24 protein-coding genes are annotated in these 25,821 nt (G+C 67.2%); 12 read left to right on the top strand and 12 right to left on the bottom strand.

What is annotated here, in order from left to right; translation table 11 throughout:
* The first annotated feature begins 69 nt into the window (after positions 1 to 69).
* Genes L286_RS37455 through cobU form a run of 5 tightly spaced genes read left to right on the top strand, consistent with a single transcriptional unit; the run spans position 70 to position 3,751 of the window.
* Positions 70 to 633 carry a histidine phosphatase family protein gene (locus L286_RS37455; protein WP_021223582.1) on the top strand — a complete coding sequence of 188 codons (564 nt, stop codon included), beginning with the start codon at positions 70 to 72 and terminating at the stop codon, positions 631 to 633.
* Positions 630 to 1,340 carry an adenosylcobinamide-GDP ribazoletransferase gene (locus L286_RS37450; protein WP_021223581.1) on the top strand — a complete coding sequence of 237 codons (711 nt, stop codon included), beginning with the start codon at positions 630 to 632 and terminating at the stop codon, positions 1,338 to 1,340. Before L286_RS37455 ends, L286_RS37450 begins: the two co-directional genes overlap by 4 nt.
* Entirely contained in the window at positions 1,337 to 2,314 is a 978-nt protein-coding gene (locus L286_RS37445; RefSeq protein WP_021223580.1) for an aminotransferase class I/II-fold pyridoxal phosphate-dependent enzyme, read from the top strand. The genes L286_RS37450 and L286_RS37445 overlap by 4 nt, the downstream gene beginning before the upstream one ends.
* Positions 2,307 to 3,242 carry an adenosylcobinamide-phosphate synthase CbiB gene (gene cbiB, locus L286_RS37440; RefSeq protein WP_021223579.1) on the top strand — a complete coding sequence of 312 codons (936 nt, stop codon included), beginning with the start codon at positions 2,307 to 2,309 and terminating at the stop codon, positions 3,240 to 3,242. Before L286_RS37445 ends, cbiB begins: the two co-directional genes overlap by 8 nt.
* Positions 3,243 to 3,247: 5 nt before the next feature.
* Positions 3,248 to 3,751 carry a bifunctional adenosylcobinamide kinase/adenosylcobinamide-phosphate guanylyltransferase gene (gene cobU / locus L286_RS37435; protein WP_020819524.1) on the top strand — a complete coding sequence of 168 codons (504 nt, stop codon included), beginning with the start codon at positions 3,248 to 3,250 and terminating at the stop codon, positions 3,749 to 3,751.
* 33 nt (positions 3,752 to 3,784) lie between these two features.
* Here cobU and L286_RS37430 read toward each other — a convergent pair whose 3' ends face one another.
* Genes L286_RS37430 through L286_RS37420 form a run of 3 tightly spaced genes read right to left on the bottom strand, consistent with a single transcriptional unit; the run spans position 3,785 to position 9,444 of the window.
* Positions 3,785 to 5,161, bottom strand: coding sequence for an efflux transporter outer membrane subunit (locus tag L286_RS37430; RefSeq protein WP_025160551.1), 1,377 nt, complete (start codon positions 5,159 to 5,161; stop codon positions 3,785 to 3,787).
* Positions 5,158 to 8,301: an efflux RND transporter permease subunit gene (locus tag L286_RS37425; RefSeq protein WP_021223578.1), complete on the bottom strand. Its 3,144-nt coding sequence runs from the start codon at positions 8,299 to 8,301 to the stop codon at positions 5,158 to 5,160. Before L286_RS37425 ends, L286_RS37430 begins: the two co-directional genes overlap by 4 nt.
* Before the next feature lie 12 nt (positions 8,302 to 8,313).
* Positions 8,314 to 9,444 carry an efflux RND transporter periplasmic adaptor subunit gene (locus L286_RS37420; protein WP_021223577.1) on the bottom strand — a complete coding sequence of 377 codons (1,131 nt, stop codon included), beginning with the start codon at positions 9,442 to 9,444 and terminating at the stop codon, positions 8,314 to 8,316.
* Positions 9,445 to 9,686: 242 nt separating this feature from the next.
* On the opposite strand from L286_RS37420, the gene L286_RS37415 reads away from it, so the two are divergent.
* From L286_RS37415 to L286_RS37385, 6 genes are all read left to right on the top strand, one after another.
* Positions 9,687 to 10,415: a response regulator gene (locus tag L286_RS37415; protein WP_007686066.1), complete on the top strand. Its 729-nt coding sequence runs from the start codon at positions 9,687 to 9,689 to the stop codon at positions 10,413 to 10,415.
* An 18-nt stretch (positions 10,416 to 10,433) separates the two neighbouring features.
* Entirely contained in the window at positions 10,434 to 11,804 is a 1,371-nt protein-coding gene (locus L286_RS37410; RefSeq protein ID WP_020818037.1) for an ATP-binding protein, read from the top strand.
* Positions 11,805 to 12,266: 462 nt separating this feature from the next.
* The gene (locus L286_RS37400) at positions 12,267 to 14,210 is read left to right on the top strand and encodes a PrkA family serine protein kinase (RefSeq protein WP_020818040.1); all 1,944 of its coding nucleotides are present in this window, start codon (positions 12,267 to 12,269) and stop codon (positions 14,208 to 14,210) included.
* A 19-nt stretch (positions 14,211 to 14,229) separates the two neighbouring features.
* Positions 14,230 to 15,537 (top strand): YeaH/YhbH family protein, encoded by a 1,308-nt coding sequence (locus L286_RS37395; RefSeq protein WP_025160842.1) that lies wholly within the window; start codon positions 14,230 to 14,232, stop codon positions 15,535 to 15,537.
* A gap of 13 nt (positions 15,538 to 15,550) precedes the next feature.
* Positions 15,551 to 17,092, top strand: coding sequence for a SpoVR family protein (locus L286_RS37390; protein WP_020818042.1), 1,542 nt, complete (start codon positions 15,551 to 15,553; stop codon positions 17,090 to 17,092).
* A 163-nt stretch (positions 17,093 to 17,255) separates the two neighbouring features.
* Positions 17,256 to 17,459, top strand: a complete 204-nt coding sequence (locus tag L286_RS37385; RefSeq protein WP_013053898.1) for a hypothetical protein — start codon at positions 17,256 to 17,258, stop codon at positions 17,457 to 17,459.
* A 48-nt stretch (positions 17,460 to 17,507) separates the two neighbouring features.
* On the opposite strand, the gene cobF is transcribed toward L286_RS37385, so the two are convergent.
* From cobF to L286_RS37360, 5 genes are read right to left on the bottom strand one after another with little or no spacing between them, the layout of a single operon-like run.
* Positions 17,508 to 18,254: a precorrin-6A synthase (deacetylating) gene (cobF, locus tag L286_RS37380; protein ID WP_020818043.1), complete on the bottom strand. Its 747-nt coding sequence runs from the start codon at positions 18,252 to 18,254 to the stop codon at positions 17,508 to 17,510.
* Positions 18,251 to 19,570 (bottom strand): cobyrinate a,c-diamide synthase, encoded by a 1,320-nt coding sequence (locus L286_RS37375; RefSeq protein ID WP_020818044.1) that lies wholly within the window; start codon positions 19,568 to 19,570, stop codon positions 18,251 to 18,253. Before L286_RS37375 ends, cobF begins: the two co-directional genes overlap by 4 nt.
* A complete protein-coding gene (gene cobM, locus L286_RS37370) occupies positions 19,567 to 20,349 on the bottom strand; it encodes a precorrin-4 C(11)-methyltransferase (protein ID WP_020818045.1) in 783 nt (260 codons plus the stop codon). Before cobM ends, L286_RS37375 begins: the two co-directional genes overlap by 4 nt.
* Positions 20,346 to 20,711 (bottom strand): cobalamin biosynthesis protein, encoded by a 366-nt coding sequence (locus L286_RS37365; protein ID WP_020818046.1) that lies wholly within the window; start codon positions 20,709 to 20,711, stop codon positions 20,346 to 20,348. Before L286_RS37365 ends, cobM begins: the two co-directional genes overlap by 4 nt.
* Positions 20,708 to 21,916: a bifunctional cobalt-precorrin-7 (C(5))-methyltransferase/cobalt-precorrin-6B (C(15))-methyltransferase gene (locus L286_RS37360; RefSeq protein WP_020818047.1), complete on the bottom strand. Its 1,209-nt coding sequence runs from the start codon at positions 21,914 to 21,916 to the stop codon at positions 20,708 to 20,710. The genes L286_RS37365 and L286_RS37360 overlap by 4 nt, the downstream gene beginning before the upstream one ends.
* On the opposite strand from L286_RS37360, the gene L286_RS37355 reads away from it, so the two are divergent.
* Positions 21,915 to 22,664, top strand: coding sequence for a cobalt-precorrin-6A reductase (locus L286_RS37355; protein ID WP_020818048.1), 750 nt, complete (start codon positions 21,915 to 21,917; stop codon positions 22,662 to 22,664). The two genes, L286_RS37360 and L286_RS37355, sit on opposite strands and share 2 nt — an antisense overlap.
* On the opposite strand, the gene cobJ is transcribed toward L286_RS37355, so the two are convergent.
* From cobJ to L286_RS37335, 4 genes are read right to left on the bottom strand one after another with little or no spacing between them, the layout of a single operon-like run.
* The gene (gene cobJ, locus L286_RS37350) at positions 22,640 to 23,389 is read right to left on the bottom strand and encodes a precorrin-3B C(17)-methyltransferase (RefSeq protein WP_007686049.1); all 750 of its coding nucleotides are present in this window, start codon (positions 23,387 to 23,389) and stop codon (positions 22,640 to 22,642) included. The genes L286_RS37355 and cobJ overlap by 25 nt on opposite strands.
* Positions 23,386 to 24,105, bottom strand: coding sequence for a precorrin-2 C(20)-methyltransferase (cobI, locus tag L286_RS37345; protein ID WP_020818049.1), 720 nt, complete (start codon positions 24,103 to 24,105; stop codon positions 23,386 to 23,388). Before cobI ends, cobJ begins: the two co-directional genes overlap by 4 nt.
* Entirely contained in the window at positions 24,102 to 24,731 is a 630-nt protein-coding gene (locus L286_RS37340; RefSeq protein ID WP_020818050.1) for a precorrin-8X methylmutase, read from the bottom strand. The genes cobI and L286_RS37340 overlap by 4 nt, the downstream gene beginning before the upstream one ends.
* Positions 24,731 to 25,795: a precorrin-3B synthase gene (locus L286_RS37335; RefSeq protein WP_020818051.1), complete on the bottom strand. Its 1,065-nt coding sequence runs from the start codon at positions 25,793 to 25,795 to the stop codon at positions 24,731 to 24,733. Before L286_RS37335 ends, L286_RS37340 begins: the two co-directional genes overlap by 1 nt.
* Positions 25,796 to 25,821 lie beyond the last annotated feature (26 nt).

The raw sequence follows: 25,821 nt of genomic DNA, 5'->3' as shown, positions 1-25,821 counted from the left end.
CGTGCGATCCGCCCTGGCCGCGCATGGGGGCATGGCGAGCTTTGCCGAAGCGGCCGTGGCCGGCGCGCTGTGAATGCCTTTCCGCTCCACCTGATGCGCCATGGCGCGCCGCAGCTTGCCGGACGGTTGCTCGGCCATCTGGACGCTCCGCCGGAGGCGGAGGGGATCGCCCTCTGCGTCGATCGGGCGCGGCATCTGGATTTCGCGCGAGTGGTGACGTCCGACCTCGCCAGGGCGCGGACGCCGGGCGCGGCGATCGCGGCGGAGCGGGACGTGGAGTTGGGCGTCGACCCGCGCTGGCGGGAACTGCATTTCGGGGATTGGGAGGGCGCCAACCCGGCGCGCCTTCCGGCGGAGGATATTGCCCGCTTCTGGGACGATCCGGACGGATTTCCCCCGCCTGGGGGTGAAAGCTGGACCGACCTATGCAATCGGATCGGGGACGGGCTGGCCGCGCTGGGCGAGCCGGTTCTGGTGGTCTGCCATGCCGGGGCGATCCGGGCGGCGCTGTCTGTGCTGTGCGGCTTCGACGCGCGGCGCGGCTGGGCGGTGGACCTGCCTTATGGCGCGGTGCTGAGTCTGCGGATCTGGCCCGAAGGACCGTCGGGGCAGATTACGGGCCTGATCGCATGAAGAGGCTGGTGCTGGCCCTGCAATTGATGACGCGCCTGCCTTTGCCCGCGCAGCATGTCGATGAGCGGGATTTCGCCGCCGCCGTCCGCTGGCTGCCCGCAACGGGCATCGCCGTCGGCCTGGCGGTCGCGGGCGGAGCCGGGCTGGGCATGCGGATCGACCCCTGGGCGGGCGCTCTTTTCGGCCTGCTTGCCTGGGTGGCCGTGACCGGGGCGCTGCATCTCGACGGATTGGGCGACATAGCGGATGCGGCGGGGGCGGCGCATGGCGACCGGACGCGCCTGTCCGCCGTCCTCGCCGATCCGCATGTCGGCAGCTTCGGCGTGGTCGCCATCGGTCTGCAATTGCTGGCCAAGCTGGTGCTGTTGCGGCTGTGGCTGGAGAGTTTTTCGCCATGGATGCTGGCGGCCGTGGCGATGGTGGCGCGCATCGGGCCTTTATTCTGGACGCGCTGGCTGCCCCCGCTCCACGAGGGACTGGCGAGCCGTTTTCGGGCCGGATGGCGGGCGGAGGCGTTTATCCTCTGGTCGATGCTGGCTCTGGCGGCGAGTTATCGGGCGCCCGCCCTTTTCGCGGCGGTCCCGTTGATCCCGCTTTGGGGCCTTTGGCTGCGGTCCCGGATCGGCGGCATCTCCGGGGATGGGCATGGCGCCGGCATCGAATTGCTGGAGAGCGCCCTGCTGCTGGCGATGGTGGCGGCGCGATGAGCGGTTTCGCCTGGCATGGCGGCCGCCTGGCGGAAGCCCGCGCCGTCTATGGCGGGAAGGAGTGGATCGACCTTTCGACCGGAATCAGCCCCTTCCCATGGCCGGGGGCCGATCATCTGGCCGTCGACTGGCGGCATTTGCCCGATCCGCGCGATCTGGCGGCGATGGAGGCGGCGGCCGCCGCCTGTTTCGGGGTAGATCCCGACCATCTTTGCACCCTGCCGGGCAGCGAGGCGGGATTGCGGCTGGTGGGGCGGATGCTGGACATGCCCGCTCGCTGGCTCGTCCCCAGCTATCGCACCCATGCGGAGATTTTCGCGCAAGGGGCCCCGTTGCCCGATGGGGAAGAACCGCCTCGCGAAGCGGTGGCCCTGCTGCTGGCCAACCCAAATAATCCCGACGGCCGCATCCTGCCGCCTGCGCGCCTGCTGCAATGGCTGGCCGGGCTGGAAGAGGGCGGAGGATGGCTGATCGTCGACGAAGCCTATGCCGACGCTGTTCCTTCATGCAGCCTGGCGGGCGAAGTGGGTGACGGGCGGCGGCTGATCCTGTTGCGGTCCTTCGGCAAATTCTTCGGGCTGGCCGGCGTCAGGTTGGGCTTTCTGCTTGGGCCGCGAGAGGTCGTCGCGCGGGCGCGGCGGATGCTGGGGGAATGGCCGGTTTCCGCGGCAGCCATCGCGTTCGGCGGCGCTGCCTATCGCGACCGGAGGTGGATCGACGCGACAGTGACGGCGCTGGGGGAGCGAGCGGCGCAACTGGATGGCGTGCTGGCGCGCCATGGGTTGGCGGCGCGGGGCGAATGCCCGCTGTTCCGCCTGGTGGAGGCGGAGGATGGCTGGACCCTGTTCGACAGGCTGGCCCGGCGTTCCATCCTGACGCGCCCCTTCGAGGAGGACCGGCGCTGGCTGCGGATTGGCCTGCCTGCCGATGCGGCGGCGCTCGCCTGCCTCGACCGGGCATTGGCCGATGGGTGAGCCGGCGGCCCTGGCGGCGCTGATGCTGGATGCGGCGCTTGGCTGGCCGGGTTGGCTGCACGCCCGGATCGGCCATCCGGTCGGCGGTTTCGCCCGGATCATCGGCGCGGCGGAACGGCGATGGAACCGGGAGGCGTGGAGCGGCCGCGTGCGCCGATGGACGGGACTTGCCCTGCTGTTGCTGTTGCTGGGCGTGGGCGGGGGCGTTGGTCTGGCCCTGGAATGGGCGATCCGCCGCTGGGGCGGGGGCACGGCCTGGCTATGGCTGGCGCTCGCCGCCTGGCCGGCGCTGGCGCAGAACAGCCTCTATGTCCATGTCGCGCCGGTGGTTCGCGCACTGGCGAAGGAGGAAATGGATGCGGCGCGGCAGGCGGTGGCCCGAATCGTCGGCCGCGACACGGCCGCGCTGGATGAAGCGGGCGTTGCGCGGGCCGGCATAGAAAGTCTGGCCGAAAGCTTCTGCGATGGCGTCGTGGCGCCGTTGTTCTGGCTGCTGCTGCTCGGCCTGCCGGGCATATGGGCCTATAAGGCGGTCAACACCGCCGACAGCATGATCGGGCACAAGGAGGCGCCCTACACCGATTTCGGCTGGGCGGCGGCGCGCTTCGACGATCTCTTGAACTGGGTGCCGGCGCGGCTCTCCGGCCTGATCCTGTGCGTCGCCGGGGGTGGCGGATGGGCCGTGCTGCGGCGGGATCGCCGGAAGCATGCCTCGCCCAATGCGGGATGGCCGGAGGCCGCGATGGCCGGCGCGCTCGGCATCCGGCTGGCGGGGCCGATCCGCTATGACGGCGTGCTGCACGACAAGCCATGGATCGGGACGGGCGGGGAAGCGGACGTCCGCGCGATGAAGGCGGCGCTGCGCATCTATGTGTGCGCCTGCCTGCTGCTGTGGGGCCTCGCCGCAATCTGGGAGGGTATCGGATGAAGAGAATGCTGGTGCTGGGCGGATGCCGGTCCGGCAAGAGCCGCTATGCGCAGGAACGCTGCGAGGCTGTAGGGAACGGGAGCCTGGCCTATATCGCGACCGCGCAGGCGTTCGACGCTGAGATGAAGGAGCGGATAGCGCGGCACCGGATCGAGCGTGGAAGCCGCTGGCTGACCATCGACGCGCCCATGGACCTGCCCGCCGCCCTGTCCGAAGCGGCCTGTCGGGCGGAGGCGATCCTGGTCGATTGCCTGACGCTGTGGCTGACGAATCTGATGCTTGCCGATGCGGACCTGGCCGGGGCCAGGGCCGTTCTGGCGGAGGCGTTGAGGGCCTGTCCCGTTCCTGTCGTGCTGGTGAGCAATGAAGTGGGCCTGGGCATCGTGCCGGACAACGCTCTGGCCCGGCGGTTCCGGGACGAGGCGGGGTGGCTGAACCAGCAGATGGCGGCCCTGTGCGAGGATGTCATGTTGATGGCGGCGGGGTTGCCGCTGCGGTTGAAGGGTTAAGGACAGGCAGCGCGGGTTTGCCGGCCATGGCGATCACCCTTCCCGGAAATCCGCCCCGATGACCCGGTAGAGCAGGATGCGGTTCCTGATCATCGCCAGGTTCGTCGCGATCGCGCTCTGCTGCGCATTGTAAAGGCTTCTCTGGCTGGTCAGGCTGTTGAGGAAAGTGTCTATGCCGGCGCGATAGCGTTCCTCGGCCAGCTTGTAGCTCCGCTGGCTGGCGAGGACCAGCCGCTGCTGCGCGGCCTGCTGCTCGTCTATCGTGCCTTCGCGGGCGAGCGCGTCGGACACCTCCTGAAAGGCAGTCTGGATCGCCTTTTCATATCGGGCGAGGCTGAGGTCGCGCTGCGCCTTGCTGTAGGACAGATTGCCTCTGGCCGCGCCCCCGAAGATCGGCATGCCGGCGGAGGGCGCCGCCGACCAGGCGAAGCCGTCGCCCGTGAAAAGCGACGACAGGGCCGAACTGGCTACGCCGATGGCCGCGGTCAGGCTGATCCTCGGGAACATCGCGGCCCGCGCCGCGCCGATGTCGGCATTGGCGGCCTTCAGTTGATGTTCCGCCTGCAGCACGTCCGGCCGCTGGAGCAGCACGTCGGAGGAAAGGCCCGCCGGCACCTTCGCAACGTCGGCGGTGAGTTCCTGCAACGACCGGGGCAGCAGCGCATCTTCGACCGGCGCGCCGACCAGCAGGTCCAGCGCATTCCGGTCCTGCGCCACCTGGGTGAGGTTCGCGGCAATGTCGCTGCGCGCCTGTTCCACCGTGGTTTCGGCCTGGTGGACGTCCAGCTTGCCGATCAATCCCGCGCCGTTCAGCGACCGGGTGAGGGCGAGCGTGCGTTCGGCATTGGCCAATGTCCGGCGGGAAAGGTCCAGATAATCCTGATCGGCGGCCAAGGTCGCATAGGCCGTGGCCGTTTCCGCGATCAGGGCGATGCGGGTGGCCCGCGCCCCTTCCTCGGTCGCCAGATAGGATTCCAGCGCCGACCGGGTCAGATTCTTCACCCGGCCGAACAGGTCGATCTCGAACGCGCTGAAGCCGATGTCGGCGCTGTAGCTGTTCTGGCGGGCGTCGTTCCGCCGGGTAAAGCTGGCTGCCGCCTCGCCCGTGACGGCGGGCAGCCGTTCGGCGCGCTGCACCCGGTAAAGGGCGCGGGCGGCCTCCACATTGGCGAGGGCGGCGCGCAGGTCGCGATTATTGTCGAGCGCTCGCCCGATCACTGTCTTCAGGCCGGCATCGCCGATCAGCGCGGTCCAGGGCAGGCCGGGTTTTTCCGTCGCCGTCGCAGGCGCATAGGCCGGGCCGCTGGGGAGGCTGGCGGGCACCGGGGCGGCGGGCCGGACATAGGTCGGCGCCATGTTGCAACCCGACAGGGCAGCCGCCGAAGCGAGGGCGCACAGGGCGCGCCTCATGCCGGAACCTGCGCAGCGGGGGCGGTGGGGGAGGGCGGGTTCTTGCGGTTGAAGATGCGCACGATCGTCAGGAAGAAGAGGGGGACGTAGAAGATGGCGAGCACGGTCGCGGTCAGCATGCCGCCGACCACCGCCGTGCCGATGGCGACGCGGCTCTGCGCGCCCGCGCCGCTCGCGATGGCGAGCGGGATGACGCCCGCGATGAAGGCCAGCGAGGTCATCAGGATCGGGCGGAAGCGCAGGCGGGCGGCCTCCAGCGCGGCGGACATCGCGTCCTTGCCCTGGAGGTAGGCCAGCTCCGCGAATTCGACGATCAGGATCGCGTTCTTGGCGGCGAGGCCCATGGTGGTGAGCAGGCCGACCTGGAAATAAATGTTGTTTTCCAGGCCCCGCAGCGTCACCGCCAGCACCGCGCCGATCAGGCCGAGCGGAATCACCAGCAGCACGGCGAGCGGGATCGACCAGCTTTCGTAGAGTGCGGCGAGGCAGAGGAACACGACCAGCACCGACAGGCCGTAGAGCAGCGGCGCCTGCCCGCCGGATAGCTGCTCCTGATAGGAAAGGCCGCTCCAGGCATAGCCGGTGCCGGGGGGAAGCTGTTTTTGCAGCCTGACCATCTCGTCCATCGCCTCGCCCGAGCTGGAGCCCGGAGCGGCCTGCCCCTGGATTTCATAGGCGGACTGGCCGTTGTAGCGCGACACGGTGGTCGGCCCCATCGCCCAATGGGTGGTGGCGAAGGCGGAGAAGGGGACCATTTCCCCGGTCGCGGCGGAGCGCACCTGCCAGTTGTCGAGATCGGTAGGCAAGGCGCGGAAGGGCGCGTCGGCCTGCATATAGACGCGCTTCACCCGGCCGCGGTCGACGAAATCGTTGATATAGGTGCTGCCCCAGGCGGCGCTCAGCACATTGTCGACGCTGTTTTGGGTGAGGCCCAGGACCGCGAGCTTCTCGGAGTCGATGTCGACCTTGAGCTGCGGCGTGTCCTCCAGCGTGGCGGCGCGCACGCCCGCCAGTTTCGGACTGCCGGTCGCCGCCTTCATGAGCCGGTTGCGCATTTCGAGGAAGCGTTCGCGGCTGAGGCCGCCGGTATTCAGCAGTTCGAAGGTGAAGCCGTTGGACTGGCCCAGTCCGCGAATAGAGGGCGGCGTCGTCGCCAGCGCCTTGGCGTCGCGGATCGCGGCGAGTTGCTTCGTGGCGCGGTTCGCTATCATGGTCGCGCCGTTGGCCGCGCCCTTGCGCTTGTCCCAAGGCGCGAGGCTGACGAAGCCCTGCGCGGTATTTTCCCCCTGTCCGGCGAAGCTGAAACCCTGGGTCACGAAGATGAAGTCGACATTGTCCTTCTCGTCATTGGTGAAATAATTTTGGATCTGGTCGACGGCGGCGCTGGTGCGCGATGATTTGGCGCCGGCGGGCAAGGTGACCTGGACCATCACCTGGCCCTGGTCCTCCACCGGCAGGAAGCTGGTAGGCAGGCGCACGAACAGCAGCCAGAGCAGGCCGAGCATCGCCGCATAGCCGATCCAGAAGAGGGTGCGGCGGCCGATAAAGCCGTTCAGCCGCGTCATATAGCCATCGGTGACGCGACCGAACCAGCGGTTGAACCTGCCGGTCCAGCCGCGGTCGCGATGCTCATGCGAAACCGGCTTCAGGATCGTCGCGCAGAGCGCGGGCGAAAGGATCAGCGCCACCACCACCGACAGCAGCATGGAGGAGACGATGGTGATGGAGAATTGCCGGTAGATGACGCCCGTCGACCCGCCGAAAAAGGCCATGGGCAGCAGCACGGCGGACAGGACCAGGGCGATGCCGATCAGGGCGCTGCCGATCTCCTCCATCGACTTGATCGTGGCGTCCCGCGGGGAAAGCCCTTCCTCCTCCATGATGCGTTCGACATTCTCGACCACGACGATGGCGTCGTCGACCAGCAGGCCGATGGCCAGCACCATGCCGAACAGCGTCAGCGTGTTGATCGAATAGCCGAACAGCGCCAGCACGCCGAAAGTGCCGAGCAGCACCACCGGCACGGCGATGGCGGGCACCAGCGTCGCGCGCCAGCTTTGCAGGAAGACGAACATCACCACCACGACCAGCCCGACCGCCTCGATCAGCGTCTGGACCACTTCCTCCACCGACAGCTTGATGAAGGGCGTGGTGTCGCGCGGATAGGTGACGGTATAGCCATGCGGCAGGTCGGCCGACAGTTCCTCCACCCTGGCCTTGACCAATTCGGCGGTCTTGAGCGCGTCGGCGCCGGGCGCGAGCTGCAGCGCCATGCCGGAGGCGGGATGGCCGTTCAGCCGCGCAGAGGAAGTGTAGCTTTCATTGCCCAGTTCGACCCGCGCCACGTCGGACAGGTGGACGACCGATCCGTCGCTCTGCGTCTTGACGATGATGTTGCGGAACTGCTCGGGCGTTTGCAGCCGGGCGCGGGCGGTGACGGTGGCGTTGAGCTGCTGCCCCTCCGGCGCGGGATCGGCGCCGATCTGGCCCGCCGACACCTCGACATTCTGGGCCGCGATGGCGCTTTGCACGTCGGACGGCATCAGCTTGACGGTGGCGAGCCTGTAGGGGTCCAGCCAGACGCGCATCGCATATTGCGATCCGAAGATCTGGGATGAACCGACGCCGTCCACGCGGGCGATGGCATCCTGGAAATGATTGACCAGATAGTCGGAGATGTCGGCCTGCGACGCCGCGTCCGTCCTGTCGTAGAGGCCGACGACCATCAGGAAGTCGGTCTGCGACTTGGTGACGGTCAGTCCCTGCTGCTGCACGGCGTTGGGCAGCCGGCTCAGCGCCTGCTGCACCTTGTTCTGCACCTGCACCTGCGCGGTGTCGGGATCGGTGCCCTTCTTGAAGGTGACGGTGATCCGCGCCTGGCCGTTGGCCGTCGACGAGGAGGAGAAGTACATGAGGCCGTCTATGCCGGTGAGCTGCTGCTCGATCACCTGGGTGACGCTGGTCTCCACGGTTTCGGCCGCAGCGCCGGGATAGTTGGCGCTGATGTTGACGGACGGGGGAGCGATGTCCGGATATTGGGCGATAGGCAGGGTCAGCATCGCGCCCAGGCCCGCCATCATGATGCCGATGGCGATGACCCAGGCGAAGATCGGCCGTTCGATGAAAAAGCGGCTGAGCAAGGTTCCGCCCCCTTATCTCGCGGCCCGGTCGACGGGAACGGCCTTCACCGCGTCGCCCGGCTGCACCTTGTCCGTGCCCTCGACGATCAGCCTGTCGCCCCTCCGCAATCCGTCGGTAATCAGCCATTTGTCGCCCACGGCCTGCGCGGCGGTGACGGTGCGCCGCTCCACCTTGTTCCCCTTGTCCACCACCAGGGCGGTGGCGTTGCCCTTGGGATCGCGGCTGATCCCCTGCTGCGGCACCAGGATCGCGTTCGGCACGACCGATTGCGGCGCGACCACGCGCACGAACATGCCGGGCAGCAGCAGGCCGTCCGGATTGGGAAAACGGGCGCGCAGCGTGACGGTGCCGCTGTCCGGATCGACGATCGGTTCGGCAAATTCGATGCGGCCTTCCAGCGGATAATCGGTGCCGTCGTCCAGCTTCAGCCGGATCGTGGCGCTGGCGGGCAGCGCCTTGCCCGCCGCCAGCGCGCGGCGCAACTGGAGCAGCTTGGCGCTCGACTGCGTCACGTCGACGAAGATCGGGTCGAGTTGCTGGATGATGGCGAGCGGCGTCGCCTGGCTGGCCGTCACCAGGGCGCCGGGCGTCACGGCGGACCGGCCGATCCGCCCGCCGATGGGCGCCCGGACCTGCGTGAAGTTGAGGTTGATGCCAGCCGTCTGGAGCGTGGCGCGGGCCTGTTGCACGGCGGCTGCCGCCTGGCGGGCGGTGGCGATGACGTCGTCGCGGTCCTGCGCGCTCACCGCCTCGCTCTGGCCGAGCGTGCGGTAGCGGCTGGCCCTTGCCTGGGCGGCGGCGGCGGTCGCCTGCGCGCTGGCCAGGGTGGCCTGCGCCTCATCGCGGGAGGCGCGATAGAGCGAGGGATCGATCTGGTAGAGGGGCTGGCCCGCCTTCACGGTCGAACCCTCGGTGAACAGCCGCTTCTGGATGACGCCGGCGACCTGCGGCCGGACCTCCGACATCATGGTGGATGCGGTGCGGCCGGGCAGTTCGGTGGATACTGTCACGTCCTGCGTCGCCAGCGTCACCACACCGACCTCGACCGGCCCTTTTTTGGGCGCTTCCCTCTGGCCGCAGGCGGCGACCAGGACGCAGAGCGCCAAGAGGGCGGTCCGAAGGGCGGGGAGGCGGCTGGGCATGGTCGTCGGGCGGTTCCGGAATGAAGTTGGGGGACTTCGCCCGGCGCAGGGGGAGGGAGGGGCGCGCCGGGCGAAGGTCGGCTCCAGTGGCTGGCGCCGACCTGCCCCTCATCCCTCTTCGCCCTGTCGCGTGGTAGAGCGACTTTTCATCCGGTTGGATCATTGTGTAGCGGATTGTATCGATATGTAACGACCGCAGCCCGAACGCAGACTTGGCCCGCGATTGCGGTTAGAAGGAGACGATGCCCGATATGCCGCCATCCCGCCCGTTCCGCGTGATCGTCGTCGACGATGACGAGGACATAAGGGGACTGATCGTCGGCCAGCTTGCCCAGGAACATTATGAGGTGCTGGCGGCCGGCAGCCTGAGCGAACTGCACGGAATCATGGCGGCGCGGCCGGCCGACCTCATCGTGCTGGACCTTAACCTGCCCGATGGCGACGGGCTGTCGCTGTGCCGGGAATTGCGGGCGCAGGGCAGCGGCGTCCAGATCATCATGGTGACGGCGCGGGGCAGCGCCATCGACCGGGTGCTGGGGCTGGAACTGGGCGCGGACGATTATCTGACCAAGCCGTTCGAGCCGCGCGAGCTGCTGGTTCGGGTCCGCAACCTGCTGCGGCGGTCGCGCAGCGAGGATCCGGCGCGGCAGAAGGCGGCGCGGATCGCCCGCTTCGGCTCCTGGCGGCTGGACCTCTTCCAGCGACGGCTGATCGCCAGCGACGACCGGCTGATCATGCTGTCCTCCGCCGAATTCCGCCTGCTGTCCCGCTTCATAGAGGAACCCAATGTGGTGCTCTCGCGGGAGGCGCTGGTGCCTGAACGCCGGGCGACGGCGGCGTTCGACCGATCCATCGACCTCCAGGTCAGCCGGCTGCGGCAGAAACTGGCCGACAGCCCCGGCGGCGACGGCCTGATCCTGACGGTGCGCGGCGAAGGCTATGTGCTGGCGAGCACGGTGACCTATGAATGACGGGCGGATGATCGGCGCATGATGATCCCGGTCGTGGCGCGGGCGCGCAATTTTTTCCGGTCGCTGGTGGGGCAGATATTCCTGCTGCTGACCGTCGGCATGACGATCGCCGCCGTGCTGGCGCTGCTGGTGGCGGAGCAGGCCCGGCATCTCGATTTCGAGCGCTGGCGCCTTCAGCGCGTCGTGGCCAGCGCCGTCGACATCGCGCAGCGACTGAGTCACGATCCGGTCAAGATAGAGGCGATGCTGAAGGACCAGCAGATCATGGGGGCGAGGACCGCGCCGGAAGGCGTGGCGCTGGCGGACCCGGACCCCACCCTGGCGGACGCGCTGGAGGTGCGTTTCGGACCATATTCCAACCCCGAAGCGGGGCAGGTGCCGGTCGGGCTGTGCTTCCCCGCGAGCAAGGTCGACCCCAATAATCGGGCGGCCGGCCTGATCGACGCGCCACGGCCCGATTGCTGGGTCGTCCGCTTCACCGACAGCACGGGCCAGCGGCGCTCGCTCGCCCTTTACCTGCCGCGGGTCGCCAAGCCGCCCAGCAATCTTGCCAGGCCAATCTACCTGCTGCTGATCCTGTTGTCTTCGGCGGGGCTGGCGATCGTCGTCGCGCGCTTCGTCGCCAAGCCGCTGCGACGGCTGGAGCGGGCGGCCGAAGCCTTTTCGGTGTCGGTCGATCCGGAGGAAATCCCCGAACGCGGGCCGGAGGAGGTGCGGGCCGCACTGTCGACCTTCAACCTGATGCAGCGCCGGGTGCGCGCCGGTTTTGCCGAGCGGACGCAGTTGCTCGCCGCGATCAGCCATGACCTTCAGACCCCGCTCACCCGCCTGCGGCTGCGGCTGGAACTGGTGGAGAATGAGGAGTTGCGGGCGCGGCTGTTGCAGGATCACCAGGCGATGATGACCCTGGTGCGCGAGGGGCTGGACCTGGCGGCGAGCACCGAGGCGCAGGAGGACTGGTCGATGATCGACATCGATTCCCTGCTCACCAGCATGGCGGAGGACGCGCAGGACCTGGGATCGCCCGTTCGTTTCCTGTCGGGCTGCGGCGGCACGGTCCGCGTCAAGCCCAATGCGCTGACCCGCTGCATCAGCAACCTGGTGAACAATGCGGTGAAATATGGCGGCAGCGCCGATGTCAGTTGCATGCGGCAGGGCGGGCGCGTGCTGATCGAGGTGCGGGACCATGGGCCGGGCATCGCGCCCGATCAACTGGACCAGATGTTCGAACCCTTCACCCGCGGCGTGGCGGGGCAGCCGGGCGGGCGGCCGGGCACGGGCATTGGCCTCACCATCGCCCGATCCCTGGCGCTGAGCTTCCAGGCGTCGGTGCGGCTGACCAACGCGCCGGACGGGGGGCTGGTCGCGACGATCGACATGCGGGCGTAACGGCTTCGGCTTTTTACCTTGCGGCGAGGGCGCATTCCAATCTTTCATGCTGAGAAATCTCGGCATGACAGGAGGGTTTGCGGTGGTCCCTCTCGCCCGAAGCCGATGCCTGCGGATGGAACCAACGCGGCCCTGGCGAGATTATCTCCTTTACCCTCTTCCCTCTCAAGGCCTCAGGTGACACTATGCATCAGATCGCGGCGGGGGATCGTCGCGCCGATTTGAAGACGCTGCATGGCGGCGGCGCGGCAAAGATGTTGCCGGCCGCAATATGACGGTCGTGCAAATGCCGGAAATGCTCTTGCGTAGCCGGACAAGCATCGTGCGTTCTTTTGCAAAGAAGTTTTCGGATAAAATTCGGCGCAGATTTAAATTTTTTAACCTGCCATCCTTCTATTACACTGTTTTTACGGACCATATGGGTCTATATATATTCCACGGCTACTTTAGCGGGAGTCGCCAGTGACAAAGAATGAGCTGTTTTCCAGCTTCACGCGGAAGTTCGATGATCGGCGCCAGGCCGAAATGTCCATCGAAGATTATCTGCTGGGATGTCGCAACGATCCATTGATGCACGCATCGGCGCCGGAGCGGCTGCTTGCCGCCATCGGCGAGCCTGAGATCATTGACACGTCCCGCGATCAGCGGCTGGGCCGCATCTTCATGAACCGGACGATCCGGCGCTACAAGAGCTTCACCAACTTCTACGGCATGGAAGGGACGATAGAGCATATCGTCAGCTTCCTGCGCCACGCCAGCCAGGGACTGGAGGAGCGCAAGCAGATTCTCTACCTGCTCGGCCCGGTGGGCGGCGGCAAGTCGTCGCTGGCCGAACGGCTGAAGGCGTTGATGGAGGTGCACCCCATCTATGTGCTGAAGGCGGGGGATGAAATCAGCCCGATCTTCGAAAGCCCGCTCGCCCTGTTCGACGCGGAGACGCATGGCGACTTCATAGAGGAAAATTACGCCATCCCCCGCCGTCGGCTGACCGGCATGATCAGCCCCTGGTGCCGCAAGCGCCTGGACGAATATGGCGGCGACATCTCCCAGTTCAGGGTCGTGCGCATGATGCCCTCCCGCATGCGGCAGGTCGCCATCGCCAAGACCGAGCCGGGCGACGAGAACAACCAGGACATCAGCTCGCTGGTCGGCAAGGTCGACATCCGCAAGCTGGAGATGCTCTCCCAGAACGATCCGGACGCCTACAGCTATTCCGGCGGCCTCAACCGGGCGAACCAGGGCATGCTGGAATTCGTCGAGATGTTCAAGGCGCCGATCAAGATGCTCCACCCGCTGCTCACCGCGACGCAGGAGGGCAATTATATCGGCACGGAGAATATCGGCGCCATCCCCTATACCGGCATCATCATGGCCCACAGCAATGAATCGGAATGGGCCAATTTCAAGAACAACAAGAATAACGAAGCCTTCATCGACCGCATCTACGTCATAAAAGTCCCCTACAGCCTGCAAGCCACCGAAGAACGCCATGTCTACGAAAAGCTGCTGCGGGAATCCGACCTCAACAAAGCCCCCTGCGCGCCGGGAACATTGGACATGCTGGCCCGCTTTTCGGTCCTGACCCGCCTGCGCGAGCATGAGAACAGCAATCTCTACTCCAAGATGCGCGTCTATGACGGCGAAATGCTGCGGGAAATCGACCCGCGCGCGAAAAGCCTCCAGGAATATCGCGACGCCGCGGGCGTGGACGAGGGCATGTCGGGCATCTCCACCCGCTTCGCCTTCAAGGCGCTGTCGGCCACCTTCAACCACGATACCAATGAGATCGCGGCCGACCCGGTCCACCTCATGTACGTGCTGGAGGGCATGGTCCGGCAGGAACAATTCCCCGCCGAAGTCGAATCCCGCTATCTGGAGTTCATCAAGGGCGAACTGGCCCCGCGCTACGCGGAATTCATCGGCAATGAAATCCAGAAGGCCTATCTGGAATCCTATCATGATTACGGCCAGAACCTCTTCGACCGCTACGTCGCCTATGCCGATGCGTGGATCGAGGATCTGGACTTCAAGGACCCCGACACCGGCCAGCTTCTGGACCGGGAGGTCATCAACCAGGAACTGTCCAAGACCGAAAAGCCGGCAGGCATCGCCAACCCCAAGGATTTCCGCAACGAAGTCGTGAAATTCGCCCTCCGCATGCGAGCCAGCAACGACGGCCGCAACCCGTCCTGGACCAGTTACGAGAAAATCCGCGAAGTCATCGAAAAGCGGATGTTCAGCCAGGTCGAGGATCTGCTGCCGGTCATCAGCTTCGGGTCGAAGAAGGACGGCGAAACCGCGACCAAGCATGACGAATTCGTCGCGCGCATGATCGAAAGGGGCTATACGGAGCGGCAGGTCCGGCGCCTGGTCGAATGGTATATCCGCGTGAAACAGGCCGGTTGATGGAGGCGCCAAGCCCGCCATGCACATAGTCGACAGACGGTTGAACCCAGGCGGCAAGAGCCTGGTCAACAGACAGCGCTTCCTGCGAAGGGCAAGGGCCTATGTGCAGCAGGCGGTGCGCGACAGCCTGAAGGACCGCAGCATCAAGGATCTGGACAAGGAAGGCCAGATTTCCATCCAGCGCGACGTCATCCACGAACCGACGCTGCACCGCGCCGCGCAGGGCGGCAGCCGCGAACGGGTCTTCCCCGGCAACCACGACTATATGGAAGGGGACAAGATCAAGCGCCCCGACGGCGGCGCCGGCGCGGGGTCGAAGGCGGGGCAGGGCGAGGGGAATGACGATTTCCAGTTCGCGCTCAGCCGGGAGGAATTTCTGGACCTGTTCCTGGACGATCTGGAACTGCCGGACCTGGCCAAAAGGCGGCTGATCGGCGGCGCGGTCGACGGCATCAGGCGGGCGGGCTATTCGACCGCGGGCAATCCCTCCAACCTGTCCGTCCCGCGCACCATGCAGAAGGCGATGTCGCGCCGCCTGGCGCTGCGCCGTCCCAAGGGCGCCGACCTCGCCCGGATCGAGGAGGAAATCGCCCTGATCGAGGCGCGCACCCCGCCTCTGCCCGACGACGCCACGCGGCTGGAGGCGCTGCGGGAGGAACGCTCCACCATCATCCGCCGCCGCAACCTCATCGCCTATATCGACCCCGTCGACCTGCGCTACCGCCGGTTCGAAACCGTGCCCAAGCCCGTCGCGCAAGCCGTCATGTTCTGCCTGATGGACGTTTCCGGCTCCATGACGGAGCATATGAAGGATTTGGCGAAGCGCTTCTTCGCGCTGCTGCACCTGTTCCTCTCGCGCTGCTACGAACATGTGGAGGTGGTGTTCATCCACCATACCGACCGGGCGGCGGAGGTGGACGAACAGACCTTCTTCTACAGCACGGTCACGGGCGGCACGCTGGTGTCCAGCGCGCTCGACAAGCTGATAGAGGTGGTGCAGGAACGCTTCCGGCCCGACGACTGGAACATCTATGTGGCGCAGGCGTCGGACGGCGACACCATGCAGTCGGACAATGGCCGGGTGGTCAGCCTGATGCAGCAGGAAATCCTGCCCTTCAGCCAATATTTCGCCTATCTGGAGGTCGGGCGGGAGGAATTCGCCGACATAGAATCGATCGGCACGACCACCGGCCTGTGGCAGGCCTATGCCCCGGTTTCGGAGGCGAACCGCAATTTCGTGATGCGCAAGGTGCATCACCGCCGCGAAATCTACCCCGTCTTCCGCGAACTGTTCCAGCGCAAGGGCGTGGCGGAGCGGAGTTCATGATGGGGAGGTCGGCATGACGGTCGCGCTGGCGCCCGCCCCGCTGTTCACGGGCAGCGATTGGGATTTTTCCCTCATCAACCGCATCCACGACACGATCGAGCCGATCGCGCTCCAGGAAATGAAGCTGGACATCTATCCCAACCAGATAGAGATCATCAGCGCGGAACAGATGCTGGACGCCTATTCGTCCATCGGCATGCCGCTCTTCTACAAACATTGGTCCTTCGGCAAGCAGTTCGTGACCAATGAAATGATGTACCGCAAGGGGCTTCGCGGCCTCGCCTATGAGCTGGTGATCAACTCCGATCCCTGCATCAACTATCTGATGCAGGAAAACAGCGCGACGATGCAAACATTGGTCATCGCCCATGCCGCCTTTGGACATAATCATTTCTTCAAGAATAATTATGTCTTCAAGCAATGGACCGACGCGGAAGGCATTCTCGACTATCTGGAATTCGCCAAGCGCTACATCGCCCAGTGCGAGGAACGCTACGGCCAGTTGCCGGTCGAACGGGTGCTGGACGCCGCCCATGCGCTGATGAACCAGGGCGTCCATCGCTATCCGCGCGTCCGTCCAAGGGACTTGAAGGCGGAGGCGGCGCGGGAGGCGGAACGGCAGGCCTATCGCGACCGCATCTATGACGATCTGTGGCGCACCGTGCCCACCGGCGCGAAGGCGGACGCCATCCCCAGCGACGCCCGGCGGGCCGCGCTGGGACTGCCGCAGGAAAATATCCTCTATTTCCTGGAAAAGTCCGGCCCCCGGCTGGAAAGCTGGCAGCGGGAGATTTTGCGGATCGTGCGGCTGATCGCGCAATATTTCTACCCGCAGCGCCAGACCAAGGCGATGAACGAAGGCTGCGCCACCTACACCCATTATCGCATCATGACGACGCTGCACGAACGGGGCTGGATCACCGACGGCTCCTTCATGGAATTCCTGTCATCCCATACCAATGTCGTCTACCAACCCACTTATGATTCAGGACAATTTGGCGGATTCAACCCCTATGCCCTAGGATTCGGCATCATGTCGGACATAGAACGCATCTGCCGCGAACCGACCGAGGAGGACCGGGAATGGTTCCCCGAAATCGCCGGATCGGGCGACGCGATGGAGGTGCTGAAGGATATCTGGGCCAATTACCGGGACGAAAGCTTCGTCTCGCAATTCCTCAGCCCCCATCTGATCCGGCAATGGCGGCTGTTCAAGATACTCGACAAGCAGGGCGAGTCGGAATTGCGGGTCGACGCCATCCATGACGAGCGCGGCTACCGGCGGATTCGCCGCTCCTTGGCGCGGGAATATGAGATCGGGCGGCAGGAACCGGACATTCAGGTGGTCGATGTCGACCTGGCCGGGGACCGCAAGCTGATCGTCGAACATGCGGTGCTGGACGGCGTGCAACTGGATGCGGGCGATGCCGCCATGGTGTTGCAAAATCTGGCGAATCTCTGGGGTTATGAGGTGCTGTTGAAGGAGGTCGACTCCGAAACACGCAAGGAACTGAAGAGCCACAGCGCGCAGCCCAATATGGCCTGGCTGCGCTGAACCGTTGCGCCTGGCGGACGGGAAAAGGGCGTCGGCAAGATTCCATTTTCAATCGATGACGGGAAAGGCTAAGTTGTGCGCCGGTTTTTCGTGGGCGAAGTCGGATCTGTCGCTCGAAAGGCGGTGGAGAGGACGAGCCCTGCGACAGGCAGGAGTTCGATTCATGACGAATGCTCTTACGCCAGAAGAATGTCTCGACCGGGCCAGAATGCATGACCAGTTGGCGGCGACGACCGCGGATGCTTCGGCGCGCATGATGCACCAGGCGATGGCCGCCGAGTTCCGCCGCCGGGCCGAAACGGCGTCGAGCGGCATGAGGCAGACGGCCAGCAGGCCCATCATAGAACTGATGCCCAACGTCGCCTGACGGAAGCACGCCGCGTTCCTGCGTGGGCAGGAATCCAGTTCCGACATTTCAACCGGGTCTTTGCCTGCGCAGCAGGTAAATATCCATGATCCAGCCATGCTCCTTCCGAAGCGCGGCCCGTCGCCGGACGATGTCCGCCCCGACCTCGGTCAATGCCCCGCGCATGATCGCCTCCTGCGGCAGTCCCAGATAGGCGCCCCACCAGATGTCGATCCCCTCGGCCGCCACGGCCTGGAAGGCGCAATGGCCATCCAGCATGACGGCGAGGGTGTCGGCGCAATCCGGCCAGCCTCGCTCGGCGAGGCGCCTGCCGGTGGTGATCAGCACGGGTTCGGCAAGGTCATTGAGGCAGATGCCGTGGGCGGCTGTCAGCGCCTGTATGCTGGTGATGCCGGGAATGACGCGGACCTTCACGCCCGGCAGGCGCCCTGCGATGCGCAGGCTGCTGTCATAAAGCGACGGATCGCCCCAGACGAGCAGGGCAAGCCTGCCCCCGTCCGGAAGATGCCGGGCGATCTGCTCCATCCAGAGCGCGGCGATGGCGTCGTGCCAGTCGAGCACGGCGCCGACATAATCGGTCCGGTCGGCTCGCCGGGGCATGTCGAATTCCACGATCTTCACCGCCTGCGTCAGCAGTTCGGCGCAAATGGCGCGGCGCAGGTCGACAAGGTCGGACTTGGCGGCGCCCTTGCGCGGCAGCAGGATGAGGTCGGCGTCGTTCATCGCCTTCGCCGCGGCGCGGGTGAGGTGATCGGGATTGCCCGTGCCGATGCCGATAAGGTCGATGCCGATCATGAGGAGGCTTTCGAAGAGGGCGCGATGAGGTGGAAGAAACTGCCGGTGACGCGGCCGCGATGCGATCCCGTCGAGGGAACCGCCTGACCCTCCGCGTCGGTCACATGAGCGAGTGGACTGTCCGGCTGCTCGACGATGGTGGAATAATGGAATTCATGGCCGTTCAGCATCGCTCCTGCGGGCATTCCGCCCATCGGCGCCAGCAAGCGGGCGCGGCGGTAGCCAAGATGGAGCCGCCGTTCCGCGAAGCTGGTGACGAGGCCGAGCAGGCCGGCCATGGCGTGCGCTTGTCCGTCGGCATCGATCAGCGCCTCGCCCAGCACCATATAGCCGCCGCATTCGCCATGGATCGGGCGGTCCAGCGCGTGGCGGCGCAGGCCGGAGAGGAAGCGGGCCGCCTGCGCGATCCTGCCCGCATGCAGTTCGGGATAGCCGCCGGGAAGCCAGACGGCATCGGCATCGGCCGCCGGGGCTTCGTCGGCCAGGGGGGAGAAGGGCAGGATTTCAGCGCCCGCATCGCGCCAACCGGACAGGAGATGCGCGTAAGTGAAGGAGAAGGCTTGGTCCCGGGCGATGGCGATACGCTGGCCCGGCGGCGGCAGGATCGGCATCGCCGCATGATTTTGCGGCGTGGCGAACCGCGCGGCGCGGCGGATGGCGTTCAGGTCCACATGGGTCGCGACGATGTCCGCCATGCAGTCGACAATCTGGTCGAGATCGGCCTGTTCGGCTGCCTGGACCAGACCCAGATGCCGCTCCGGAAGGCGGAGCGCGGCGGAGCGGGGGATCGCGCCCAGGACGGGGATGCCCGCCTCCTCCATCGCGGCGCGGATCAGCCGTTCGTGGCGCTGGCTGGCGACATGGTTGAGGACCGCGCCGGCCATGGAAATATCGGACCGCAGGTCGCGGAAACCGCTGGCGATGGCGGCGGCGGACTGGCTCTGGCCCGACACGTCCATGACCAGGAGGACAGGCCAGCCGAACAGCGCCGCGATGTCCGCGCTCGCCCCCGTGCCGGCTTCCCCGATAGCCGGGGCGCCGTCGAACAGGCCCATCACGCCTTCAGCGACGATCAGCTCTGCGTCGGCCCGGCCCGCAATGGCCGCCATCTGCGGTGCGGACATCGCCCAGCTATCGAGGTTGAAGGACGGGCGGCGGCTCGCCGCCTGCTGGAAGGCAGGGTCGATATAGTCGGGTCCGGACTTGAACGGCTGCACCCTGACGCCCAGCCGTGAAAAGGCCCGCAGTAGGCCGAGCGTGACGGTCGTCTTGCCCGATCCGGATCGGGGCGCCGCGATCAGAAGGCCCGGCGTCACGGCTTGTCGACGAAGGCGGAGTCGGCGCTGGCCGGTCGGAAACGGCGGTCATAGCCGGGCGCATAGAGGCTGCTTTCCGCGAAATCCTGACTGCCCAGCACCGGGCCGACCAGAATGATGGCGGTCCGTTCGGGTCCGTCCGCAGCGGCTTCGCCGATGGTGCCGAGCGTCGCCCGCACGATCCGCTGATCCGGCCAGCTTGCGCGCCACACTACGGCCGCGGGGCAATCGGCGCCATGATGCGGGATCAGGTCGCGCACCACCTGGGCCAGGTTATGGATGGAAAGATGGATGGCGAGCGTCGCGCCGGTCGCGCCGAAGGCGGAGAGGCTTTCGCCCGGCGGCATGGCGCTGGCCCGTCCAGGCGTGCGGGTGAGGATCACCGACTGGCCGAGTTCGGGCAGCGTCAGTTCGGCGCCGATGGCGGCGGCGGCGGCGGCGAAGGAGGGGACGCCGGGCGTGATGCTGAAAGGAATGCCGATCGCTTTCAGCCGCCGAAGCTGCTCGCCCATGGCCGACCAGACGGACAGGTCGCCGGAATGAAGGCGCGCAACGTCATGCCCCGCTTGATGGGCATCGACGATGATGGCGACGATCTCGTCCAGGGTGAGCGGCGCCGTGTTGACGATCCGCGCCCCCGGCGGACAATGATCGAGCAAGGCGGCGGGCACCAGCGATCCGGCATAAAGACAGACCGGAGAACTCGCGATCAGGTTGCGCCCGCGCAGGGTGATGAGGTCGGGCGCGCCGGGACCGGCGCCGATGAAATGAACGGTCATGGGGCAGGGCTTTCGGCCAGGGCGCAACTTGCAAGGCGGTCGGAGGAGAGGGCGCGGGGGGCAAGCAGGCGGCCCTTTTGCGTCAGGGCGGCGAGCGCCGTGGCTTCGGCGACGCTGCCGGCGCCATAGGCGGCCATGCTGGCGGGAGACCGGGTGGCCACGGGCTGTTCCGCCAGCCTTTCCACGCCGACGGCGATGAGGGGAAGGGCGAGCTTGCGCGCCAATGGCGCAAGCTGCTGGGTCTTGCCGTCGAGGGTTGCAAGCGCATCCACGGCGATCATGCCGCCCGTCGCCCGCTCCAGTGCCGATTCCAGCGAAGCGAGCGACGCGCCGTGGCGGAAGCCGAAACCGGCGATGATCATAGCGTCACGCTCCACTGCACCAGCGGATAGGCGGAACGCCAGCCGCGACGGCTGCCCAGGGACGCCGCCTGCGCGAGTTCGATGCGAAGCAGATCGCCGCCCTTGTCGGCATGCCATTTGGCAAGCAGCGCTTCGGATTCCAGCGTGACGGCATTGGCGACCAGGCGCGTGGGGCCGCCGGGCAGCGCGAACAATGCCGCGAGCAGGGACTGGCTCAGCCCTCCGCCGATGAAGACGGCCTCCGGACGAGTCCGGCCGGTCAGGATGTCGGGCGCCCTGCCTTCCATGACGGTCAGGCGGTCGACGCCCAGATGAAGGGCATTGGCGCGTGTCCGGCCGGCGCGGTCCGGATCGACCTCGAACGCGATGGCCTGGGTGGAGCCATGGGCGAGCAGCCATTCTATGGCGACGGAACCGCAACCTGCGCCTATGTCCCACAATGTCTCGCCGGGGCGGGGGGCCAGGGCGGTCAGGGTCAGGGCGCGGGCCGGGCGCTTGGTGATCTGGCCGTCATGGTCGAACCAGTCGTCGGGGATGCCGCTGGCGCAGGGGAGCGTCCTGCCTTCGCCCGCCACGGACAGGCCGACCGCGACGGGATGGGCGATGTCCGCAAGGTCCAGCGCTTCGGCGGTGCACTGGCGGATGCGCTCGCGGGGTCCGCCGAGCGCTTCCAGCACATGCAGGGTTGAGCCGCCGAAGCCCTGTTCCGTCAGCCAGGCGGCAAGCTGTCCCACCGCCGGGCCATCGCGCAGCAGCAATATGGCGCGGCGACCGGGCGCGAGGCCGGGGCGCAACCGCGTCAGCGGCGCGGCGTGGAGGCCGTGGCATTCCACGTCCTGGAGCGCCCAGCCCAGCCGCGCCGCGGCAAGGGAGAATGTGGAGGGGGCAGGATGCGCCGTCCATTCATCCGGCCGCAAATGCCGCGTGATGCTGCTCCCCGCGCCGAACCAGAAGGGATCGCCGGATGCAAGCAGGACGGTTGGGTCTCCACGGCGGGCGAGCAGCATCGGGACGCCGGCCGAGAACGGGACTGGCCAGGCTAGGCTTTCCGCCCTAAGGCCCGGCAGGAGCGCGAGATGGCGCGGCGATCCGGCGACGAGCGCGGCCCTCTCCAGCGCGTCGCGGGCAGCGGGCGACAGGCCATTCAGGCCGTCTTCCCCGATGCCGACGATCGTCAGCCACGGAGCGTCAGGAGTATCGGCCATGTCCAATATCCTCATTCTGGGCGGAACCACGGAAGCGAGCGCGCTGGCGGCTGCTCTGGCTGAGCGGGGCATGCACGCTGTCCTGAGCTATGCGGGGCGGACGGACAAACCACGGGCGCAGCCGGTGCCGGTGCGCGTCGGCGGTTTCGGCGGCATGGCCGGCCTCGCGCGCCATTTGCGCGAGGAAGGCGTCACCCATCTGGTGGACGCCACCCATCCCTTCGCCGCGACGATGAGCGAGCATGCCGTTGCCGCGGCGCGGGAAGCGGGGGTGAAGCATATCATGCTGACCCGCCCGCCATGGATCGCTGCGGAGGGGGACCGCTGGACCCATGTGCCTGACCTGGCAGGGGCGGTGGCGACGCTGGCGGGAGCGAGGCGGAACGTGATGCTGGCCCTGGGGCGCATGCATGTGGACGCCTTCGCCGCGCAGCCCCAGCATCATTATCTGCTGCGCTTCGTCGACATGCCCGCTGCTGCGCCGGGGTTGCCCGACCATGCCTTGGTGATCGACCGCGGTCCCTTCACGGTGGAGGGCGACATGCAGTTGATGCGCGCCCATGGCATCGATTGCGTCGTGTCGAAAAATGCGGGGGGCAGCGGCGCGCAGGCGAAGCTGGTCGCAGCGCGGACGCTCGGACTGCCGGTCGTGATGATCGGGCGTCCGGCCTGCCCGGCCGCGCTGGTGACGCATGAGGTCGCCGGGGTGCTGCAATGGCTGGGTCATGCGGCGGAACGGGGCGTATAGAGGATCGGCGGGCCGGAGCGATCGATCAGCCGGGTGCGGCTGGAACCGACGATCACCATGGTGCGCATGTCGGCCATGTCCGGCGTGGCCCGGCTCAACGGCACGACGCGCAACATTTCCTCCGGCGTGGAGACGGCGCGGGCGAAGAGGATGAGCCGGTCCTCGCCGCATTCCTCGCGCAGGATGGCCAGCGCGCGCCCGAAACCCTCCGGCCGCGAGCGGGAACGCGGATTGTAGAAGGCCATGGCGAAATCGGCCTGCGCCGCGAGGCGCAGGCGGCGCTCGATCAGCGGCCAGGGCTTCAGATTGTCGGACAGGTTGATGGCGCAGAAATCATGGCCGAGCGGCGCGCCCGCCCGCGCTGCGGCGGCGAGCATGGCGGTGATGCCGGGCAGGACGCGGATGTCGAGGTCGCGCCAACCCTCCGGCCCTGCCTCCAGTGCCTCGAACAGGGCGGAGGCCATGGCGAAGACGCCCGGATCGCCGGAGGAAACGATCGCCACCCGCTTGCCCTGGGCGGCGAGGGTCAGGGCATGGACGGCGCGGTCCAGTTCGACGCGATTGTCCGACGCGTGGAGCGTGAGGCCGGGCCTTTGCGCCACCCGCGCGACATAGGGGATATATCCGATGACGTCGGTCGCCTGCGCCAGCGCATCCGACACCTCCGGCGTGATGAGCGCATCCGCCCCTGGGCCCAGACCGGCTGCCGCGACCCAGCCGGTCATGGGCGGCGGCCCTGCCCGTGGACCAGCAGGATAGAGAAATAGGGGGCGACGCCGGTCGCCTGCGCCAGCGGGACGATGCGCTGATCCGCCATGGTCGCATATTCGACCAGCCAGGCGCTGTCCTGCTTGCCTGCCGCTTCGACGGCGCGGCGCAGCTTGGGAAGGTTGCGGCCGATCTTCATGACGACCAGGGCATGGCTGTCATGGATGCGGCGGACCAGTTCCTCTTCCGGAAGGGTCGCCATCAGCACCGTCAGCACATCGTCGCCCCAACCGATCGGCGCGCCGCTGGCGGTCCAGGCGCCGGACATGCCGGTGATGCCGGGGACGATCTTCACCGGCCCGGCGAGGCGGCTGTGCAGGTGCATGAAGCTGCCGTAGAAGAAGGGATCGCCTTCGCAGAGGACCACCACATCCTCTCCTCCTGCGGAAAGCCCGTCCAGATGCGCGGCGCAATCGGCATAGAAGGCTGAAAGCAGATCGTTGTAGCGCGGATCGGACAGCGGGATTTCCGTCGTAACCGGATATTCCATCGCGAATTCGACGGCATCGGGATGCAACATGCCCTCCACGATACCGCGGGCATGACCCGGCCTCCCCTTCTTGCGGAAATAGGCGATGTGCCGGGCGTCGCGGATCAGCCGGTCGGCCCGGACGCTCATCAGATCCCGCGCGCCCGGTCCCAGGCCCACGCCATGGATGGTCCCGCCCATCATTCCGCTGGACTCGCTATCGCATTGACCGCCGCGACCGTGATGGCGCTGCCGCCCAGGCGGCCCTCCACGATGCAGCAGGGGACGGGCTGGCTCTGCCAGAGCGCCTGCTTCGATTCCGCCGCGCCGATGAAGCCGACCGGACAGCCGATGATCGCGGCGGGACGGGGACAGGCCGGATCTTCCAGCATGTCGAGCAGGTGGAAGAGGGCCGTCGGCGCATTGCCGATCGCCACCAGCGAACCCCCCAGATGCGGCCGCCAGAGTTCGAGCGCGGCGGCGGACCGGGTGTTGGACATGCGCGCCGCCAGCGCGGGCACCTGCGGATCGTTCAGCGTGCAGAGGATCGGATTGGCGGCGGGCAGGCGCTTCAGGCTTATGCCCTCCGACACCATGCGCGCGTCGCAGAGGATCGGCGCGCCCGCCCGAAGCGCGGCGATGGCGGCGAGGGCGAAGGAGGGGGAAAAGCGGATATGGGAAGCAAGTCCGACCAGTCCCGCCGCATGGATCATGCGGACGGCGATTCGTTCCTCCTCGGTCGAGAAACGGGCAAGGTCGGCTTCGGCGCGGATGGTGCGGAAGGACTGCCGGTAGATGGCGGCTCCGTCGGTTTCGTAGCTATGGGGCATCAGGGCCTTCCGAAAAGGGCGAGGATTTGTCGGGCGGTGAGGCCGGTCTTTTCCGGCGGCGATCCGGCGCGGGCGTTGCGCGACAGGTCGAAGCGGCCCTGCCGGCCGGTAAGGACCAGCTTGGCGGTTCCCTGGCGGGCGCAGCCCTTGGCGCAGCCCGAAACATGCAGCGACCCTTCGACAAGGGGCGCGAGCCGGGAAGCGAGGCCGCGGGTCTCGACGCTTGCCTGCGGGCATGCGGGCGCGCCGGGGCAGGCATCGACGCGCAGCAGGCCGTCCGGGGGGGCGTGACCGGCGCGTTGCGCGCCGCCTTCCAGGATCAGGCCGCGCCATGGCGTCAGGCGCAGGGCGGCGACGTTCCGTTTTCGCGTCAGCGCGATGAGGCCGTCGGCGTCAATCTGGCCGAAGGGGACGGCGTGGAACGGCCCGGATGCGCTGGCCAGCACGTGGGAAAGTGCGCGGGAAGGCGCGGGCGCCATTTCAGCGGCCATCGGCAGCGGCGCGCCATGCCTGGCTGCGCGGCCCGATGCCGCGCCGCCCGTGGCAAGGAACCAGCGGGCAAGCGCGATCAGGTCGCTCGCCGCCGTTTCGACGCTGGTGGGCGAGCCCATGGGGCGTCCCTCCACCCGCAACAGCAGCGCGCCCGCCTGGCTTCGTTCGAAGCGAAAGTCAGCGGGAACCCCCGCGAGGCAGGGGGCAGGCCCCGCGTCGATGGCGATCCCGATCTTGGAGGGAAGCTGGGGCAGGTCGTCGAGATGGGCGATCAGGCGGAGCGCGATGCTTTCGCTGTCGTCGCCGGGCGTTGAATCCGGCGCGAGCAGGAAATTGCGACGCGCTTCGCGGGCCGGATCGGCATCGGCGAGGCCAAGGGCGACGAGCTGCCGGAGCAGCGGGCCGTGGCTTTGCTCCGTCACGCCGCGAAGCTGAAGCGCGGCCCGGTTGGTGAGGTCGATCAGGCCGTTGCCGTGAAGGCGGGCGGCTTCGGCAAGGGCGAAGGCCTGCGGGAGGGCGAGGCGGCCCTGCGGGGGACGGACCCGCACCAGCAGCCCGTCGCCCGCCATCATCGGGCGCCATGCCGTCGGACACCAGC

Source organism: Sphingobium sp. HDIP04, assembly GCF_000445085.1.
Classification (GTDB): domain Bacteria; phylum Pseudomonadota; class Alphaproteobacteria; order Sphingomonadales; family Sphingomonadaceae; genus Sphingobium; species Sphingobium indicum.
The sequence above is the reverse complement of the archived record's forward strand: the minus strand, read 5'-3'. Positions and strand labels throughout refer to the sequence as shown.

Bases quoted from the DNA above. Each gene is read 5' to 3' on its own strand.
- cobM (WP_020818045.1), bottom strand. From the start codon at position 20,349: ATGACCGTTCATTTCATCGGCGCCGGTCCCGGCGCGCCCGACCTCATC.
- L286_RS37445 (WP_021223580.1), top strand. From the start codon at position 1,337: ATGAGCGGTTTCGCCTGGCATGGCGGCCGCCTGGCGGAAGCCCGCGCC.
- L286_RS37365 (WP_020818046.1), bottom strand. From the start codon at position 20,711: ATGATCATCGCCGGTTTCGGCTTCCGCCACGGCGCGTCGCTCGCTTCG.
- L286_RS37340 (WP_020818050.1), bottom strand. From the start codon at position 24,731: ATGCCCCATAGCTACGAAACCGACGGAGCCGCCATCTACCGGCAGTCC.
- cobJ (WP_007686049.1), bottom strand. From the start codon at position 23,389: ATGACCGGCTGGGTCGCGGCAGCCGGTCTGGGCCCAGGGGCGGATGCG.
- L286_RS37385 (WP_013053898.1), top strand. From the start codon at position 17,256: ATGACGAATGCTCTTACGCCAGAAGAATGTCTCGACCGGGCCAGAATG.
- L286_RS37415 (WP_007686066.1), top strand. From the start codon at position 9,687: ATGCCCGATATGCCGCCATCCCGCCCGTTCCGCGTGATCGTCGTCGAC.
- L286_RS37390 (WP_020818042.1), top strand. From the start codon at position 15,551: ATGACGGTCGCGCTGGCGCCCGCCCCGCTGTTCACGGGCAGCGATTGG.
- L286_RS37355 (WP_020818048.1), top strand. From the start codon at position 21,915: ATGTCCAATATCCTCATTCTGGGCGGAACCACGGAAGCGAGCGCGCTG.
- L286_RS37335 (WP_020818051.1), bottom strand. From the start codon at position 25,795: ATGATGGCGGGCGACGGGCTGCTGGTGCGGGTCCGTCCCCCGCAGGGC.
- L286_RS37360 (WP_020818047.1), bottom strand. From the start codon at position 21,916: ATGGCCGATACTCCTGACGCTCCGTGGCTGACGATCGTCGGCATCGGG.
- cobI (WP_020818049.1), bottom strand. From the start codon at position 24,105: ATGATGGGCGGGACCATCCATGGCGTGGGCCTGGGACCGGGCGCGCGG.
- cbiB (WP_021223579.1), top strand. From the start codon at position 2,307: ATGGGTGAGCCGGCGGCCCTGGCGGCGCTGATGCTGGATGCGGCGCTT.
- cobF (WP_020818043.1), bottom strand. From the start codon at position 18,254: ATGATCGGCATCGACCTTATCGGCATCGGCACGGGCAATCCCGATCAC.
- cobU (WP_020819524.1), top strand. From the start codon at position 3,248: ATGCTGGTGCTGGGCGGATGCCGGTCCGGCAAGAGCCGCTATGCGCAG.
- L286_RS37395 (WP_025160842.1), top strand. From the start codon at position 14,230: ATGCACATAGTCGACAGACGGTTGAACCCAGGCGGCAAGAGCCTGGTC.
- L286_RS37430 (WP_025160551.1), bottom strand. From the start codon at position 5,161: ATGAGGCGCGCCCTGTGCGCCCTCGCTTCGGCGGCTGCCCTGTCGGGT.
- L286_RS37420 (WP_021223577.1), bottom strand. From the start codon at position 9,444: ATGCCCAGCCGCCTCCCCGCCCTTCGGACCGCCCTCTTGGCGCTCTGC.
- L286_RS37410 (WP_020818037.1), top strand. From the start codon at position 10,434: ATGATGATCCCGGTCGTGGCGCGGGCGCGCAATTTTTTCCGGTCGCTG.
- L286_RS37450 (WP_021223581.1), top strand. From the start codon at position 630: ATGAAGAGGCTGGTGCTGGCCCTGCAATTGATGACGCGCCTGCCTTTG.